We start from the raw sequence: 16,115 nt of genomic DNA on the forward strand, positions 1-16,115 counted from the left end.
GGTGGATATGCGATGCGTGATCCAAGAATGCAGAAGCTTGCGGAAAACCTGGTCGGCTATTCGATCAACGTCCAGCCTGGAGAAAACGTGCTGATCGATATGATCGGTTCGGAGCGCGAACTGGCGAAATGCCTGGTCGAAGAAGTGGCCAAACGCGGCGGCCGTCCTTTCGTGGAAACGAGTGACCGCTCGGTTCTTCGTACCATGCTCATGAATGCGACGGAAGAGCAAATCAAGCTGTGGGCTTCCTTCGATTTGAAACGAATGGAATCCATGCAAGGCTACATAGCGATTCGTTCGGGCGACAACATCAATTCGCTGGCCGACGTGCCAAGCGATAAAATGAGCCTGTACGACAAGCATTACCGTCATCCGATCCATTCGGAGCAGAGAGTCAAGCATACCAAGTGGGTCGTCCTGCGTTATCCGAACAGCTCCATGGCGCAGCTGGCCAATATGAGCACCGAGGCGTTCGAAGATTTCTATTTCGACGTATGCAACCTGGATTATGCCAAGATGGATAGGGCGATGGATCCGCTGGAAGCGTTGATGAAGAAAACCAACCGCGTGCGTATCGTCGCGCCGGGCACGGATTTGACGTTCTCCATCAAAGGCATCGGGGCGAGCAAATGCGCCGGCGAACGCAACATTCCGGACGGCGAAGTCTTCAGTTGTCCGGCTCGCGAATCCGTTCAAGGCACGATTGCTTACAATTCGCCTTCGGTGTATTCCGGCGTGACGTTTGAGAACATCAGGTTTACGTTTAAGGATGGAAAGATTGTCGAAGCGTCCAGCAACAACACCGAGAAGCTGAACGAAATTCTCGACATGGACGAGGGAGCGCGTTATATCGGCGAATTCAGCCTTGGCTTCAACCCGTACATCCTGCACCCGATGAAGGATATTTTGTTCGACGAGAAGATTGCGGGAAGCCTGCATTTCACGCCGGGCCAGGCATACGAAGAGACGGACAATGGCAACCGTTCCGCGGTTCATTGGGACTTGGTGCTCATTCAACGCCCGGAATACGGCGGCGGCGAAGTTTATTTCGACGATGTGCTGATCCGCAAAGACGGCTTGTTCGTGCTCCCTGAATTGGAAGGCTTGAATCCGGAAAATTTAAAGTAAAAGCCCCTTGTAGGAATGTCAGAATCGAGTTATGATGAGTAAAGTTAGCGATTACACACTAAATAATGGAGGGATTCCCATGTCCAATAACGCGGCAATCGTAGATATTTCTCAAACGGCTAATAAATTCCGGTCGTCAATCGTTCTTCAAGCCGAGAATAAATATATCGACGTCAAAAGCATCCTCGGTCTATTCACCACATTGGTCGGCGGACACTCCTATGAGCTTCATGTCCATGGTCCCGATGCGGACGAGGCCAAAGCGGCGATGTCCGAAGTATTTGCTAAGCACAACCTGAACGTTCAAGTCGTGGAATAGTTTTTTCCCTTCGAGAGACAAGGAAAGCGCTTCACCGAATAATCGGTGGAGCGCTTATTTGTTTTGACCTTGTACATTCCGTTGATTTCGTCTAATATAAAGGATATAAGACGAACAGCACTGCGCATAAGGAGGAGTACGATGTCTTCATCCGATGTTCTTATTCACATGCATCAAAAAGCGCTCAACCTCCTTCATGAGGATGCCAATAAAATCGAGAAACTCATCGAAGTCCAAATGGAGAACTTGACGACGAGACAATGTCCGCTCTATGAAGAGGTGCTGGATACTCAAATATATGGCTTTTCCAGAGAAATCGATTTTGCGATTCGGGCGGGGCTTGTATCCGAGGTCATCGGCAAGGATATCATCAATAAGCTGGAACGTAATTTGGCGCAGCTTTACGAAGCGATGGAGAAGTAGCCGCAGTCTCGTGCAGCTGCTTTTTTTTTTGCTTATTTTGGCTTTCTGGTTAAGCTCGGCAATAAAGAAGACGCTCCCATGGACCCATGGGAGCGTCTTCTTTATTGTACGGTTTGAAGACCTAAGCTTTAAACCAAGTAGAACGAAATGCCTAAGATGATATAGACGAAGATGAGCAGCGCACCTTCGTACCAGTTTGTCGTACCGTCCTTCGATATCGATTTGGCAATGAAGACGGAGACGGCAATGGCGGCAAGCTCGATCGGGGTGAAGACGATATCCATCGTAGGCCCGAACAAGGTACTGACGAGAATAAGCACGGGCGCGACGAACAGCGCGATTTGCAAGCTGCTGCCGACCGCGATTTCCACGGCTGCGCCGATTTTGTTCTTCATGGCAAGCATAACCGCTGCGCTGTGCTCGGCGGCATTACCGACGATGGCGATCAAAAAGGCGCCGATAAAGACTTCCGAGAAGCCGAATTTAGCCGTGAACGTATGCAGCGTGCTGACAAGCCATTCGCTGACGAAGGCTGTCATGACGGTAGCCAGAACGAGGAACAAGACCGACGTGCTCTTCGACCAGGCCGCTTCTTCTCCGTGGTCGGGCGTTGTCTCCTCAACGTCCGCGAGAATGTCTTTATGCGTAATCATGGAGAATACGAGCCACAGTATGTACGCGACGATCAAGATGCCGGCGATGGTCAAGCTAAGCAGCTTCGCCTTGTCCGCCGAGAAATGCTGCGTCGAGATGAAGATGGCTGGAATGCCGAGCGCGATGACGGCCAATATCATCAAGGAAGAGTTATGGCTGGCCAATTGTACGTTGAAGCGCTGTTCCTTGAACTTCAAGCCGCCGAGGAATACGCTGGCGCCGAGTACGAGAAGCAGGTTTCCGATGATGGAGCCGGTAATGCTCGCCTTTACCATGTCGAACAAGCCTTCGCGAACCAGGAAGATCGCGATGATCAGCTCGGCCGCGTTGCCGAACGTGGCATTCAAGAATCCGCCGAGGCGTTGTCCCGCATAGTGGGCGACGCTCTCGGTGGCTTTTCCCAGGAATCCTGCTACCATTAGAATGGCCAGGGCCGAGATGATGAACTCCAAGATCGTTCCGAAATGGGCATAGTGGCTAATACCGCTTAGAACAAACAGTCCAATGAGCAATGTGAAAAACAATTTCTGATTCAATGTCCCAGGCACCTCGATTTGCGATTTTAGATATTGGAAATTCTGTTAACACTATAGCGGAAAAAGACAGTTGTGTAAACTTGGCAATAGGGTGAACGCTAAACGGGGTTGACAAGACTTCAGAGAGCCGTTTATGTTGGGATAATATGACATTATCCAACTAAGGTGGTTTTTCGGCAAATGACGACAGATAGAAGACGTACCGGATTTGCGCTGCTGCTTTGTCTCATGGTTTTGCTCTTGTCGGTCGTGGTCGATGGGGGCCAAGAGAAAGCGTACGCAGTGAGTTCCGCTTCCGATTCGGATATTCAGCAGGTTTGGAAAACGACCGTAAAAGGACGAGCTTTAACCCCGATCGTATCGCATGGCTTCATATACGTGATAAGCCGGGAACTCTCGGGCAGCGGCTGGCGAAACGGCGTGCTTTACGCGTTGAATAGGAACGGGGAGATCGTTTGGCAGTATAAGCTCGCAGATGCTTCGGAAGAATCCGCCGCAATCGACGTAAACGGCGATTATGTCTACGTTGCCGACGGCGAACTCAAGGCTCTGGATGCCAAAACGGGCGAGCTCGCTTGGTCGTTCCTCCCTGCGGGCGACACGCTAAGAGGCGTCCCGACGGTTCATGAGGACCGAATCTATATGACCTCCGATGTGACGCATGCCGTATATGCGGTCGACCGCAAAGGAGCATTGATATGGAAAGAGCAGGTCCGCAGTGCGGGTAAACTTTCGCCGGTCGCTTTCTCTCCTGACGGTACGATGGTAGTCGCAAGCTCGGTTCAGACGGACGAGGGCGATGTATCCGATCCGCTTGCGGAACGCTATTCCGACCAAAGCGGGACGGTGCATGCGAGGGTATACTCATCGACCCTGTATGCTTACGACAAAGAAGGATTCGCTTTATGGCAGACGAATCTTGACGGCATCGAGCCGCAGTCCGCCGCGCCGGTTGCTTTCCCGGGAGGATATGCCGTAGGAAGAGATGCCTTATATATTCTCGATGCCAAAGGAAAGATCTTGCATGCGCCGACGAGCCGGATGTCATGGAATTTCGGGGAGCCGGCGGCAGCCGGAAACAAAATTTATTATCCGACGGATAATAAGATCCTTGGGTTCGACGCGAACGGGGAACAGATCTCTTCGTATGGAATTCCGTCTCCTTTCGGTCATGCGGTAAGCGATGCTTACGGGCGCTTGCTGATTTGGCAAGAGAACGGGTGGCTGGCCATGATGAACGACGACGGATCGCTTCGCATCCTGTATAAGCCGGTAACCGAACGGAACTGGTCGCATGCGAATGCTTCCGTCGCGCTTGGCGAAGACGGGACGATCTACACTGCCTATATGGACGGTGCGGACAACGGCGACGACATCAGTCATATCTTGGCCTTGAAGGACAGGAGCCGCCCGTCCAACTTGCCAGTCGTAGACGACGCGGCTCCGACGGAAGTTACCGTCCGGATCAACGGCAAACTCCTTCACCTGGAGTCCGACCCGATGGTCGTTCGAGGAAACGTCTATCTTCCTATGCGCGAATTGTTCGATGCCCTCGGGGCAAAGGTAACCTACGATGCCAAAGGGAAGCTCATCACGGCAACGCGAGGGAACATGGCATTGGTTTATCGAATCGGCGACCTAACGGCAAAGGTCAACGGTCAAACCTCAACGCTGAATGCGCCCGGAAAAATCGTGCAAGGCCGTACCATGGTGCCGCTTCGGTTCGTAAGCCAGAGCTTCGGTTTCAAGGTCGAGTGGAGCGCGAAAGACAAGAGCGTTCGAATCGATACCTAAGCGCATCATTGCCTTGCTTCGGCCGAACGCTTCTATTACAATGGAAACATAAGGTGAACGAGGAGTGAGTGGCATGACAGAAGAACTTCAATCCGGCATTATTCGTATTTCAGACGACGTAGTCGCCACAATCGCAGGCTTAGCTGCTCTTGAAACTCCTGGCATTGCTGCAATGTCCGGGGGGATCTCCGAAGGTCTTGCGAAACGACTCAGCGGCAAGAATGCGCAGAAAGGCGTATCGGTCGAAGTCGGTCAGCTCGAGGCTGCGATCGACCTGCGCATCATCGTGAAATACGGCATACCGATTCAAGAAGTGTGTCGCCAACTGCAAGAGAACGTCCGCGAAACGGTAGCGAATATGACGGGCCTCCACGTCGTGGAAGTCAACATCAAGGTAGAAGGCGTTGCTTTCAAAGAAGAAGAGACGGCAATTGAAGAAGCGGCACGTCTCAAATAAGAGCCGTGCAGCCTAAATGCTGCACAGCAAAAAGGCATGCCCGCGGGCATGCCTTTTTGCATGGATAGGAATGCTATGATTTCGTGCGTGATCGATTTGCAGGCAGCGTCTTCTCCGGCCGGTTATACTCGCGCGAGATGCTGAGCAGGATGCCCATCCCGAGCAAGCAGACGATGAGCGAGGATCCGCCGTGGCTGATGAACGGCAGCGTGACCCCCGTCAGCGGCATTGCGCCCGTAACTCCGCCGATGTTGACTATGGCTTGCACGGCGATCAGTCCGACGATGCCTACGCCGACGATGGTGCCGTAATTGTCCGGACATCGAATGGCGACGAGCATGCCCCGCCAAATGAAGAACAAATAGAAGAGCAGGAACAGCAAGCTGCCGATGAAGCCGAATTCTTCGCCGATGACGGAGAAGATGAAATCGCTGTACGGATACGGCATATACTTCAGCTTCTGCACGCTGTGACCGAAGCCTGCGCCCGTGATGCCGCCGTGTCCCAGAGCTTCCAGGGAGCGGGACAAGTGATACGTCGTATTCTGCATGTCCGACGTGGGATCCATGAAAGCGGTGAAACGATTGATCCGATAGGACCAGCCGTCGGGATCGTGCAGCATGGATGCGCTCACAAGAGCGGTCACGATGAAGCCGATGATAATGCTGGACAAGAACAGCTGTTTGAGATTCGCGCCCCCGGCAACGATAATGATCAACGAAGCGGCGGCAATAACGATACAGGCACCCAGGTCAGGCTGAAGCATGATAAGTCCGCAAATGATGGCGATGATGATAAAGACTGGAACTAGGCCTTTCTTGAAGTCTCGAAATTTCTCGCCTTTCTTGGCAATCAGAGAGCCTAAATATAATACGAGTCCCAGCTTTGCGAATTCAGTAGGCTGAATGCCGAGCGAGCCGATGCCGAACCAGCTTCGTGCTCCGTTCAGGCTTTTGCCGATAAACGGAACGAGGATGAGCATAATCAATACGGGGAAGAAGTAGATGATAAAACCTTTCTTGAACGCCGTAAAGGGGATATTCATCACCACGAACATGCCGATCGTGCCAAGCAGCGCAAATTCCAGCTGGCGTTTCGTAAAATAGAGGGCGTCAAAATTGTTGCTCTTGGAAATGGCCGCCGTATTGGAGCTGGCGCTGAAAACCATGATCAACCCGAAGCCGACAAGGAGCAGCGTGAGCACGAGAAGCAAGAAATCCGGCCTGCCGCGCAGGCCGTTCGTCTTTGGTTTCATTTGTGGACCCATCGTGGATTAGGCAAGCAGCTTCTTAAGTTCTTGCAAGCGCTGCGTCGCAGCGTTCAGAATCGGCTGCGGAATCGCGGTCTCATAATCCAAGCCATGCGGGAAAGTAGCTCGTCCGATATAGACGGATTCCACTTGCAGCACGGCGTGAGCCGACTCCAACTTGCCTTCAATCGCGCGGACGTTGAAGCGCAAGTAGTAATCTTCGCGGTTAGTGCGGTCTTCCAGCTTTAAATCGTACGTTGCGCGGTAATATTCCCATTGCCAGCGAACGAAGCCGAGCTTCTCCGCGGACTCGTCTAGATGCGAGAGTTCGCTACTCATGCCGTTCAAGCCCGTATTCTCAATAATCATGGATGATCCTCCTTCAAGCTGTAGAGCAGGTTTTCTTCTTCATATGATAGTCGTTTTCAGGGGGCAGTGCAAGCCTCCGGCGAAGCGCCTTGCAACGCTAAAAGTGACAGCTTTACGAAAAATGTTCTCTTTTATTGGCAAAAAACTTTCGTACGCCATTTCGCTTCTGCTACAATAAATAAAGAGATCCTGATACTCGAAACGCTAGGGGGTTTGTAAGCGTGAACTTGAATTCGAAATTGGACGCACGGCTGCAAACTGCTTATCCGAATATGGTGGCCTGGCGCCGCTATTTGCACCAGCACCCGGAATTGTCATTTCAAGAGAAAGAAACGTCCCGCTGGATCGCGGACCGGCTGCGCGAAATCGGCTGCGAAGTAAGGGAAGGCGTCGGAGGTTATGGTCTCGTCGCGACCGTGCACGGTACTAAGCCGGGTCCTGCGATCGCGCTGCGGACCGATATCGATGCGCTGCCGATCCAGGACGAGAAAGACACGGATTATATATCGACGGTGCCCGGCGTCATGCACGCTTGCGGTCACGATGCGCATACGGCGACCATGCTTGCGATCGCTGCCTGTTACCAATCCAATCGAGACGAATTCGCAGGCGAGCGGCGGCTTCTCTTCCAGCCGGCCGAGGAAGTGTCGCCCGGCGGCGCGATCGGCATGATCAAGGACGGCGCGCTTGCCGGTATCGATGCCGTTTACGGCGTGCATCTCTGGACGCCGATTCCTTACGGCATCGTCGCTACGCGGCCGGGGCCGTTCATGGCGGCGCCTGACGAGATCTATATCGATATCGTCGGCAAAGGCGGACACGGCGCTTTGCCGCACGAGACGATCGACGCGGTCTTCGTCGGCTCGGCCATGGTACAGGCCTTGCAGTCGATCGTCAGCCGCAGCATGAACCCGCTTGATCCGGTGGTCGTCACGATCGGCTCGTTCCATGCGGGCTCGACGGCCAATGTCATTGCGGAGCGATGCCGGTTGACCGGGACCGTACGGACCTTCAACGATGACGTCCGTGCGCTCGTGCGGCAACGATTGGAATCGGTGGTCAGCCATACCGCCTCGATGTACGGCGCAAGCGCCTATCTGGAGTATCGTTACGGTTATCCGACGGTCGTAAACGACGCGAAGGAAGCGGAACGTTTCTTCAAGGTAGCCGCCGACGCGTTCGGAGCGGAAGCGGTGAAGGAGTCCACGCTGATTATGGCTGGCGAGGATTTCACGTATTATTTGCGGGAAGTACCGGGCTGCTTCATGTTCGTCGGAGCGGGAAATCCGGAGTGCGGCGCAACGTTCCCGCATCATCACCCGCGCTTCGATATCGATGAACGGGCTATGCTGAAATCGGCCAAGCTGATGATGGCGATGGCGGAGGATTTCGCCGCCGAGACATTGTCCGGACGGATCGAAAGTTAGCATGGACGATTAGCCGTTCCTGTGCAGCCGCATGCATGGAAGCTGCCGCAAATGGCGATTCTAAGGGATGATAACGAAGCATCTCGAGGAGGAACGCCAAAATGGCTCGCAAAGTTAGCGAATTGATGTCGACGGACTGCGTAACGGCAACGTTACTGGATAATGTATACGAACTTGCCGTTCTAATGAGGGATCACGATATCGGCTTCGTGCCGATCGTGGACGGGAAGAAGCTGATCGGCGTCGTGACGGACCGGGATTTGGTCGTTCGGGGCTATGCGGCGAAGCATTCGGGCTCGACGGCCGTCGCGGAAGTCATCACGACGGATATGAAGACGATCGATGCCGACACTACCGTCGACGAGGCTGCCAAACTGATGGCGGATAACCAAATCAGACGATTGCCGGTCGTAAAGAACGGCGAGCTTGCCGGAATCGTGTCCATCGGCGATCTGGCGGTTCGCGAAATCTTCGTCAATGAGGCGGGCGATGCGCTCAGCAGCATTTCACAACAGGGATCGGGCGAGTCCCATGCGGCATTTCATTAAGTAAATCAAACGTCGAAAGCAGCGCAATCCTACACGGGGTTGCGCTTTTTTGTTTTTTTCAGGTCTTCGTAAGTCGACGAATAAGCAGCTGAGGTGCATAAAAAAAAGCGGTTACTGTCATACTGAGGTATTATCTTGAATCCGGGAGATGGTGAACGTGATGAAACGCGATCGGCCCTTGTGCGTCCAAGCCGACTTGACGGTGCTGTTGGATGACAGGCATGAGCAGGCGGAGGCTGCGCGCGAGCAGTTGAGCCGTTTTGCCGATTTGACCAAGCGTCCGGGACATATTCACACCTACCGCATAACGCCGATGTCGTTATGGAATGCGGCGTCAGCCGGGGTAGCGCCGGATGAAATCATTGAAGGGCTGATAGCGTTCAGCTCGAATGAAGTTCCGCTGCAAGTCGTAAGCGCCATTCGCAAGCTGGGGGGGCGGTACGGCAAGCTTAAGCTGCAGCAAACCGGCGAGGGAAGCCTGCTGCTGCTCGGCGAAGAAGAACTGCTTGCTTCGCTGGAGGAGAAGGCCGCGATTGCGGATACGTGGCTGCCGATCCGAGACCCCGGGCAGCGCAGCGTGAAACCGGAAGCGAGGGGACTGCTGAAACAGGAACTGACCAGGCTCGGCTATCCGGTTCTGGATTTGGCCGGTTACCGGCATGGAGAAGCGCTGGAAGTGGAGCTGAGTCCTCGAACGGCCGGCGGCCGCATGTTCCAGCTTCGAGACTATCAGGAACGTGCGGTCAATTTATTTTATCGGGAAGGGCAGGTCGAGGGCGGAAGCGGCGTGCTGGTGCTGCCATGCGGAGCGGGGAAGACGATTATCGGCATCGCGGCACTGGCCCGCATGCGCTGCGATACGCTGATCTTGACCTCCAACGTCACATCGGTCAACCAATGGAAGTCGGAGCTGCTGGATAAGACCTCGCTGCAAGATGAGCAGATCGGCACGTATGCCGCATCGTCCAAGGAAGTCAGGCCCGTGACGATCGCGACGTATCAAATATTGACGAGCCGCCGGCAGAAGAGCGAGGAGTACGCACATATGCGGTTATTCAGCCAACGGAACTGGGGGCTGATTATTTATGACGAGGTGCATTTGCTTCCGGCACCCGTGTTTCGCATGACGGCAGACCTGCAGGCGACGAGAAGGCTCGGATTGACGGCGACGCTTGTCCGCGAAGACGGGAGGGAACAGGACGTGTTCTCCCTGATCGGGCCGAAACGGTTCGATTTGCCCTGGAAAACGCTCGAGACGCGGAATTGGATCGCTTCCTTGACTTGTACGGAAATCCGGGTGCCGCTTGCGCATGAAGAGGTCGAAGCCTATGTTGCCGCAGGGGAGAAGGCCAAAATCCGCATCGCCGGCGAAAATAAAGACAAGGTTCATGTGGTGCGCGAACTGCTGAAGCTGCATGCCGGCAAGCCAGCGCTCGTAATCGGCCAATATTTGAGCCAGCTGCATCAGCTTGCGGAAGAATTGGACGCACCCGTTCTAACGGGCGAGCTGTCCCATGAGGAGAGAGCCACACTATACGGACGCTTCAAGTCCGGTGAAATTTCGGTGCTGGTCGTCTCCAAGGTCGCGAATTTCGCCGTCGATTTGCCTGAAGCGGCAGTCGCGATTCAAGTGTCGGGCAGCTATGGCTCGCGGCAGGAGGAAGCACAGCGAATTGGACGGATCCTGCGGCCGAAAACCCGCGACAACGAGGCGTGGTTCTACACGGTCGTTACGGGCGGAACGAAAGAAACGGAGTATGCCGGCAGACGGCAGTTGTTCCTGCTCGAGCAAGGGTATCGTTACGCACTCGAGGACTGGCCGGAGCTGCAAAACCGTATTCAAGGGGCCGAGACAGCCAAACGGGGGGCTGCGCAGTGAACGTTCGCCAAATCACCGACAAGCTCTCCGAGGGGGAGATCGCTCGCATGCAGGCGCATCCCATGTGGGAAGCATGTCATCCCGCAGCGAGCTGGCCAGACGCGTTGACGGACCCGAGGTGCACGGCATCCGCATGGCACTTGATGACGGCCGAGGCGGCACTGACGCTGGAAATCATCGTGTGCGGCCCGGGCCCGCTTGCCTTCTCCGAGGAACAGCTGCTGCAGGCTGCACGGCCGGGCATCGCGGGAGCGACGCTTCGTTTCGGTTTGCTTCGTCTCACGGAAGCGGGCATCGTGTTTGCCGTGCGCAAAGGCTGGGGAGAGAAGCTGTTCATGCTGCCGCTCGACAGTTTCTTCCCGTGGCACAGCACGATCATGGAAATTCACAGAAACAGGGACGCTGTTTGCACGCTGCAAGCCGTGGATCCGCTGACGATAGACGCTATTGAGGAATCCGGCTATGTTCCGCCGTTCAGCCTGCAGCTCTTGCATGCGATGGCGCAGTTGGAGGACGCTGGCATGAAATTCACCTCGAAGGGCGTTCTGACGAAACGCACGATCGCCAAAGGCGCCGAGCAGCTGTACTTAGAAGATCGGACGCTAACGGAGCTGTTAACGCCTGCTGCTGCGCCGGCAGCGGGAAATGCGGAAGCGGCAGGCGCATATCCGCCTGCGCTGCTCTTCGTGCTGGAGACAGCCGTCGAGAATGGCTGGCTTCGCGTGAAGGATGGCGCTTTCGCGCTTCAGAACGACAGCTGGCAGGAATGGCTTGGCGAGTGGCCGATACGTCGGGAGGGACAGCTGTTCAGGCAGCTGCTATCCGTCGTATGCGCACGTAATACCGCTGCGGCGGCCTGCGCCGCGAGCTTATGCTCGCTTGAAGCCGGCGTCTGGTACCGGCTGGAAGAGATCGAAGCCGGCGGAATGGAGCGTCAGAAGCTGTTAGCCAAGCCGCATGCGTCGACGATAGATGCCTGGTGCCGACTATTCAGGCAATTAGGCTGGATCGAAAACGGCGTAGATCAGCAAGGCAAAGCGGTTGTCAAGTGGCTTCTGGATGCCCGGGCCGAATCGCGAATGACTGAATTCCGCGCCTCTGAACCCGTCATGGCTGAGTCTAACACGGCACGGCAGAGGGAGCATGCAGAAAATGCAGACCAAGCGGAAGCTTTCGGTTCCGGGGCTGTTCAACTCACCCCCGACGGCGACCTGTATGTGGACATGAGCTGTTCCTATAGGGATCGTTGGAAGCTCGAGTTGATAGCTGCGCGCCGGAGGACGGATCATACGACGGTCTACCGCATGGATGCAGGCAGCATCAAACGCGCCGGCGGTGCAAGGTGGACATCGGACTCGATCGTCGCTTACTTGGAACGCTTGACTCAGGATCCGCTGCCGGATCCGGTGCGAGCTGCGATCAAGCAGGGGATGAACGGTTACGACGATTATTCGGATCCCAAGAGCGTTGTTTCCATCCAGCCAGCGAAACGAAGCTACGAAACAGTTCCGCTTGATGTCTATTATGAGCCGGCATTGGGCGGAACCTATGAGCTGCTCCATGACCGAATGAGCGAGAAGCATTTATTCGCTGGGATGGAAGAGGTACCTTCGATGTGGCTGAAGCAGTTCAGATCCTACCATCTGTCGACGAGGCGGGATATGATGGAGCAGGCTTTGTCGTGGCGGACAACGGTCAAGCTGAATTGCGAAGGCGCGGTTACCCTGTTCGTTCCGGAGCGCATCGTCGACGAGGCGGACGGCATGTGGGCGGTTTGCGGACATGCACAGCCGAAACCGGAAACGGAGCCCTTGACGGCCGTGAAGCTGTATCCGGGGATGTGGGAGGAAATGATGCTCGTGCTTCCGGTTCCGCCCGTGAATTCATAGCTTCGAATTCATCGTCTGCTCTACCTTTTTGCGATCAGGGTATGGTATGATACGTGTAAGGCTTAGCCTATTGATCATAAAGGGGGCAGAATTAATGGAAACCTTGCCGTTAACGGACCCCGCAGCGTTCGAACTGGATTTGCCGCTCTTCGAATCTTTTGATTCTTTTGAGTTTGCTAGTCCGGCATCGCTCGATATGGGGCAGCTGCTTTTGCGCGCCTACGAAATTGGCGATTTAGTAAACCAGTCGGCGGAAGTTGCCGAATATGCATATTGGAAATCCGTTGTCGACGCGAACGATCAAGTGCGTCAGCTCGTGAAGCAGTTCGAGAAGGCGAAAGAGCTATTCGTGGACTGCGAACGGTTCGGTCGGTTTCACCCGGACTATAACGCCGCGAAGGACAACGTGCAGGAGGTTCAGCGGCAGCTGAACGAGATCGAATGCGTCAGCCGATTCAAGGCGGCCGAGCAAGCCGTCGACGATCTGCTGCATGCGATTGCGGCGGAGATCGCAGCTGCAGTATCGGATACGATCAAGGTGCCGAGCAACGATCCGCTGCCTAAGGGCGGCGGTTGCGGCAGCGGCGGTTCGTGCAGCTGCGGCAGCGGCGGCTGCGGGTAAGAGAGAGGAGAACGGGGGGCATTTCATGTTTTCGGAACGCGTGGGTTATATCATATGGGTCAGCGATCTAAAAGCTGCCCGTTCGCTAGAAAAATATGGAACGGTTCATTACATGTCACGTAAAATGCATTATGTCGTGATGTACATGAACGCCGACCGGGCGGAAGAAGTCGTGCGCAACATGGGACGCCTGCCTTTCGTAAAACGCATCGAACGCTCGTATCGCAATGAAATAAAAACGGAATATACCCAGGGCGTTCCAGATAAAACACGTTTTTACAGCTTGTAGTCGCAGGCTCCCGGCCGAATTTTGAAGTCGGGAGCCTTTTTACAACTTCAGTACATCCATTATGTTCCATATTTGGGGCGAGTTTATTTTTATGTTGAAATCTCGGACATGCATGCTACAATAATATGGAAAGTACAATAGATAATAAGGCCTACTTCAGGGGAGGGGTGGATCGCGTATGAAAGACAAGATGACCGATAGATGGAACACCTACGAGTCGTTCCATGTCGTATTGGGCGATAAAAAAGTGGCGGATATTGTCATCACGAACCACGCCAAGAGCCGCTGGGCCGACCGCGTCGAGAGCGAAAAAACCGGCTTTGAAGATATCGCAGACTTCATGTGGCAGTGCCTGAAGCAAGGACGAATGGAACCTTATTACCGAAACGAGCAGGACGTTTATCTGATTGACGATGACTTGGTGTTCGTGGCCGAATTTGCTGTATTGGAGAAAGAAACGGATCTGACCGGCAATCCGCTGCACAAAATGATCGTTGTCACTTTTCTGGGAAGAATGTCTGAGACTATAGAACTACGCGATTTGAAGTCTTATTATTCCTGGCTGCGTCATTCCAGAAGAATGACCTTAATCAAAAACAGCCGCAAACGCAAGTAAAGTGGAAAATAAGAAGTCAGGCACGGGCTGAAGCTCGTGCTTTTTCTTATCAGTCGGGTAAATCCCGCACCGTTTGATGTATAATAATGCGAAGAGAAAGGGAGGGATGCCCTTCATGGCGCTCAATTTTCATCAACTCCATATTTTTTATACCGTTGCGGAGCGCGGCAGCTTCTCCGCCGCCGCGCAAGCTCTGCATATGACGCAGCCGGCCGTGACGATGCAGGTCCAATCCTTGGAGGATTATTTCGGCTCGAAGCTCCTGCAGCGCTCGACCAAACGAATCGAGCTGACGGAGGCGGGGAGGGCATTGATGCCGTTCGCCCAGCGCAGCATCGATTTGATCCGCGATACCGACCTGCACATGTCCAAATTCACGAAGCAGCTTAAAGGACGGCTCCAGCTAGGCGCAAGCCTGACGATCGGGGAATATATCCTTCCGCGGCTGCTGGGGCCGTTCGGTCAGGAATTCCCGCATATCGCCATCAGCATGAAAGTCATGAACACCGCCCAGATTATGGAAGAGATCGTGAATCATCAATTGAACTTCGGCTTGATCGAAGCGCCTGTCAATCATCCGGACATGCATATGGAAGCGGTGTTGAGCGACGAGCTGAAGCTGATCGTCGGCAAATCGCATCCCCTTGCGGGCAGAACGGAAGTCGAGCTCGAAGAAGTGATGCAATATCCGATCGTGCTGCGGGAGCAGGGTTCCGGCACGCGGCTCGTCATGGAAGAGCAGCTCCGGGCGAAAAAAATGGACATCGCGGACCTGAAGATCGTGATGGAGCTGGGCAGCACGGGCGCAGTGAAATCCGCGGTCGAAGCCGGTCTCGGCATCTCGTTCGTATCCGCATCTTCCGTCAAACACGAGGTAGCGCTCGGGCTTATTCAAACGATTCCGATTCGGGACGTGCAGTTCAAGCGGCAATTTTATTCCATCTTTCTAAAATCCGCGCTGCTCCCTATTTCTGCCGTTACGTTTCTGACTTTTCTGAGAGAGAGGGATCTGCAGCAATGGCTCTAATTGAACGTGATCTAAACGGCAAGGCGGATTTGCATACGCATACAACGTCTTCTGACGGCCTGCAGCGGCCGTCCGATAATGTCGCGGTCGCGAAGGCGAGAGGGCTTGCGGCAATCGCCATCACCGATCACGATACGGTTGACGGCATCGAGGAAGCGATGGAAGCGGGCGAACGTCTCGGCATCGCCGTCGTTCCGGGCGTGGAAATCAGCACCGTCGCGGAAGGCATCGATATTCATATTCTGGGTTATTACATGGATTGGCGCAGTGCGGAATGGCGCCGGAAGCTGGAGCGTCTGCTCACGCTCAGGGAACAGCGCAACGACATGATCATCGCGCGGCTGAACGAGCTGGGTATCGCGATTACGCTTGGAGAGGTCGAGGAAGAGGCGAAGTCGCAGGGCAAGGACAGCGGCTCTCTGGGACGGCCGCACATCGCCGCGGTGTTGGTGAAGAGAGGCTTCGTCGGTTCGATGCAGGAAGCGTTCGATCGCTACCTGGGCCAAGACGGGGCGGCGTACGCCAATCCGCCGCGGCTGCATCCGTTCGAGGCGCTGGAATGGATCCGCGAGGCCGGCGGAACGAGCGTCATCGCCCATCCGGGCTTATACGGCAACGATGAGCTCGTCCAAGCGATCGTCGCGCGCGGCGCCCAAGGGATCGAAGTCTACCACTCCGATCACGACGAAGCCGCCGAGGCGCGGTATTTGAAGATCGCCCAGGATCATGGTTTGATCGTAACGGGCGGTTCGGACTTTCACGGCGAACGGCAGGGCGTCGTGTTTCACGGCGAGATCGGCAGCCGGACGGTCGATGCGGCCGTTCTGGAGCAGCTGGATCCCGCGCGTCGGAATAACAAATAGCGATACGCAGCTTCTGGAAGCTTGCG

General features: G+C 54.8%; 17 protein-coding genes. 14 read left to right on the plus strand and 3 right to left on the minus strand.

The window, feature by feature from the left end; translation table 11 throughout:
- Positions 1–12: 12 nt before the first annotated feature.
- From GT003_RS19385 to GT003_RS19395, 3 genes are all read left to right on the plus strand, one after another.
- Entirely contained in the window at positions 13–1,128 is a 1,116-nt protein-coding gene (locus tag GT003_RS19385) for an aminopeptidase (protein ID WP_161700857.1), read from the plus strand.
- 79 nt (positions 1,129–1,207) lie between these two features.
- Positions 1,208–1,447 carry an HPr family phosphocarrier protein gene (locus tag GT003_RS19390; RefSeq protein WP_161700859.1) on the plus strand — a complete coding sequence of 80 codons (240 nt, stop codon included), beginning with the start codon at positions 1,208–1,210 and terminating at the stop codon, positions 1,445–1,447.
- Between the two features lie 141 nt (positions 1,448–1,588).
- The gene (locus tag GT003_RS19395; protein WP_161700861.1) at positions 1,589–1,870 is read left to right on the plus strand and encodes an Fpa/YlaN family protein; all 282 of its coding nucleotides are present in this window, start codon (positions 1,589–1,591) and stop codon (positions 1,868–1,870) included.
- Between the two features lie 128 nt (positions 1,871–1,998).
- Here GT003_RS19395 and cax read toward each other — a convergent pair whose 3' ends face one another.
- Complete coding sequence (gene cax / locus GT003_RS19400) at positions 1,999–3,060, minus strand: calcium/proton exchanger (RefSeq protein ID WP_161700863.1); 1,062 nt, start codon at positions 3,058–3,060, stop codon at positions 1,999–2,001.
- Positions 3,061–3,240: 180 nt separating this feature from the next.
- On the opposite strand from cax, the gene GT003_RS19405 reads away from it, so the two are divergent.
- Positions 3,241–4,854, plus strand: a complete 1,614-nt coding sequence (locus tag GT003_RS19405; RefSeq protein ID WP_161700865.1) for a stalk domain-containing protein — start codon at positions 3,241–3,243, stop codon at positions 4,852–4,854.
- A 73-nt stretch (positions 4,855–4,927) separates the two neighbouring features.
- Positions 4,928–5,311, plus strand: coding sequence for an Asp23/Gls24 family envelope stress response protein (locus GT003_RS19410; RefSeq protein WP_161700868.1), 384 nt, complete (start codon positions 4,928–4,930; stop codon positions 5,309–5,311).
- 73 nt (positions 5,312–5,384) lie between these two features.
- On the opposite strand, the gene ftsW is transcribed toward GT003_RS19410, so the two are convergent.
- Together ftsW and GT003_RS19420 are read right to left on the minus strand one after the other, a co-directional pair.
- Entirely contained in the window at positions 5,385–6,566 is a 1,182-nt protein-coding gene (gene ftsW, locus GT003_RS19415) for a putative lipid II flippase FtsW (protein ID WP_161700870.1), read from the minus strand.
- A gap of 18 nt (positions 6,567–6,584) precedes the next feature.
- Positions 6,585–6,929: a YugN family protein gene (locus tag GT003_RS19420; protein WP_161700872.1), complete on the minus strand. Its 345-nt coding sequence runs from the start codon at positions 6,927–6,929 to the stop codon at positions 6,585–6,587.
- Positions 6,930–7,150: 221 nt separating this feature from the next.
- Between GT003_RS19420 and GT003_RS19425 the strand changes: the two genes are divergently transcribed.
- The 9 genes from GT003_RS19425 (at position 7,151) to GT003_RS19465 (ending at position 16,089) form a co-directional block, all read left to right on the plus strand.
- Positions 7,151–8,356: a M20 family metallopeptidase gene (locus tag GT003_RS19425; RefSeq protein WP_338045847.1), complete on the plus strand. Its 1,206-nt coding sequence runs from the start codon at positions 7,151–7,153 to the stop codon at positions 8,354–8,356.
- A gap of 101 nt (positions 8,357–8,457) precedes the next feature.
- Entirely contained in the window at positions 8,458–8,904 is a 447-nt protein-coding gene (locus GT003_RS19430; protein WP_161700874.1) for a CBS domain-containing protein, read from the plus strand.
- A 160-nt stretch (positions 8,905–9,064) separates the two neighbouring features.
- Complete coding sequence (locus GT003_RS19435) at positions 9,065–10,783, plus strand: DNA repair helicase XPB (protein WP_161701002.1); 1,719 nt, start codon at positions 9,065–9,067, stop codon at positions 10,781–10,783.
- On the plus strand, positions 10,780–12,672 hold the full coding sequence (locus GT003_RS33045; protein ID WP_161700876.1) for a helicase-associated domain-containing protein: 1,893 nt from the start codon (positions 10,780–10,782) through the stop codon (positions 12,670–12,672). Before GT003_RS19435 ends, GT003_RS33045 begins: the two co-directional genes overlap by 4 nt.
- Before the next feature lie 94 nt (positions 12,673–12,766).
- Positions 12,767–13,294: a YlbF/YmcA family competence regulator gene (locus tag GT003_RS19445; protein ID WP_161700878.1), complete on the plus strand. Its 528-nt coding sequence runs from the start codon at positions 12,767–12,769 to the stop codon at positions 13,292–13,294.
- Positions 13,295–13,319: 25 nt separating this feature from the next.
- A complete protein-coding gene (locus GT003_RS19450; protein WP_161700880.1) occupies positions 13,320–13,583 on the plus strand; it encodes a YlbG family protein in 264 nt (87 codons plus the stop codon).
- A gap of 178 nt (positions 13,584–13,761) precedes the next feature.
- Positions 13,762–14,199 (plus strand): hypothetical protein, encoded by a 438-nt coding sequence (locus GT003_RS19455; RefSeq protein ID WP_161700882.1) that lies wholly within the window; start codon positions 13,762–13,764, stop codon positions 14,197–14,199.
- A 115-nt stretch (positions 14,200–14,314) separates the two neighbouring features.
- On the plus strand, positions 14,315–15,226 hold the full coding sequence (locus tag GT003_RS19460) for a selenium metabolism-associated LysR family transcriptional regulator (RefSeq protein ID WP_161700884.1): 912 nt from the start codon (positions 14,315–14,317) through the stop codon (positions 15,224–15,226).
- On the plus strand, positions 15,217–16,089 hold the full coding sequence (locus GT003_RS19465) for a PHP domain-containing protein (RefSeq protein WP_170312275.1): 873 nt from the start codon (positions 15,217–15,219) through the stop codon (positions 16,087–16,089). Before GT003_RS19460 ends, GT003_RS19465 begins: the two co-directional genes overlap by 10 nt.
- Positions 16,090–16,115: the final 26 nt, after the last annotated feature.

This window comes from Paenibacillus sacheonensis (assembly GCF_009909195.1).
In the GTDB taxonomy this organism is placed as follows: Bacteria; Bacillota; Bacilli; order Paenibacillales; family Paenibacillaceae; genus Paenibacillus_Z; species Paenibacillus_Z sacheonensis.

Bases quoted from the DNA above. Each gene is read 5' to 3' on its own strand.
- GT003_RS19465 (WP_170312275.1), top strand. From the start codon at position 15,217: ATGGCTCTAATTGAACGTGATCTAAACGGCAAGGCGGATTTGCATACG.
- GT003_RS19405 (WP_161700865.1), top strand. From the start codon at position 3,241: ATGACGACAGATAGAAGACGTACCGGATTTGCGCTGCTGCTTTGTCTC.
- GT003_RS19420 (WP_161700872.1), bottom strand. From the start codon at position 6,929: ATGATTATTGAGAATACGGGCTTGAACGGCATGAGTAGCGAACTCTCG.
- GT003_RS19445 (WP_161700878.1), top strand. From the start codon at position 12,767: ATGGAAACCTTGCCGTTAACGGACCCCGCAGCGTTCGAACTGGATTTG.
- GT003_RS19430 (WP_161700874.1), top strand. From the start codon at position 8,458: ATGGCTCGCAAAGTTAGCGAATTGATGTCGACGGACTGCGTAACGGCA.
- GT003_RS19390 (WP_161700859.1), top strand. From the start codon at position 1,208: ATGTCCAATAACGCGGCAATCGTAGATATTTCTCAAACGGCTAATAAA.
- GT003_RS19455 (WP_161700882.1), top strand. From the start codon at position 13,762: ATGAAAGACAAGATGACCGATAGATGGAACACCTACGAGTCGTTCCAT.
- GT003_RS19385 (WP_161700857.1), top strand. From the start codon at position 13: ATGCGTGATCCAAGAATGCAGAAGCTTGCGGAAAACCTGGTCGGCTAT.
- GT003_RS19395 (WP_161700861.1), top strand. From the start codon at position 1,589: ATGTCTTCATCCGATGTTCTTATTCACATGCATCAAAAAGCGCTCAAC.
- GT003_RS19450 (WP_161700880.1), top strand. From the start codon at position 13,320: ATGTTTTCGGAACGCGTGGGTTATATCATATGGGTCAGCGATCTAAAA.
- GT003_RS19460 (WP_161700884.1), top strand. From the start codon at position 14,315: ATGGCGCTCAATTTTCATCAACTCCATATTTTTTATACCGTTGCGGAG.
- GT003_RS19435 (WP_161701002.1), top strand. From the start codon at position 9,065: ATGAAACGCGATCGGCCCTTGTGCGTCCAAGCCGACTTGACGGTGCTG.
- GT003_RS19410 (WP_161700868.1), top strand. From the start codon at position 4,928: ATGACAGAAGAACTTCAATCCGGCATTATTCGTATTTCAGACGACGTA.
- ftsW (WP_161700870.1), bottom strand. From the start codon at position 6,566: ATGAAACCAAAGACGAACGGCCTGCGCGGCAGGCCGGATTTCTTGCTT.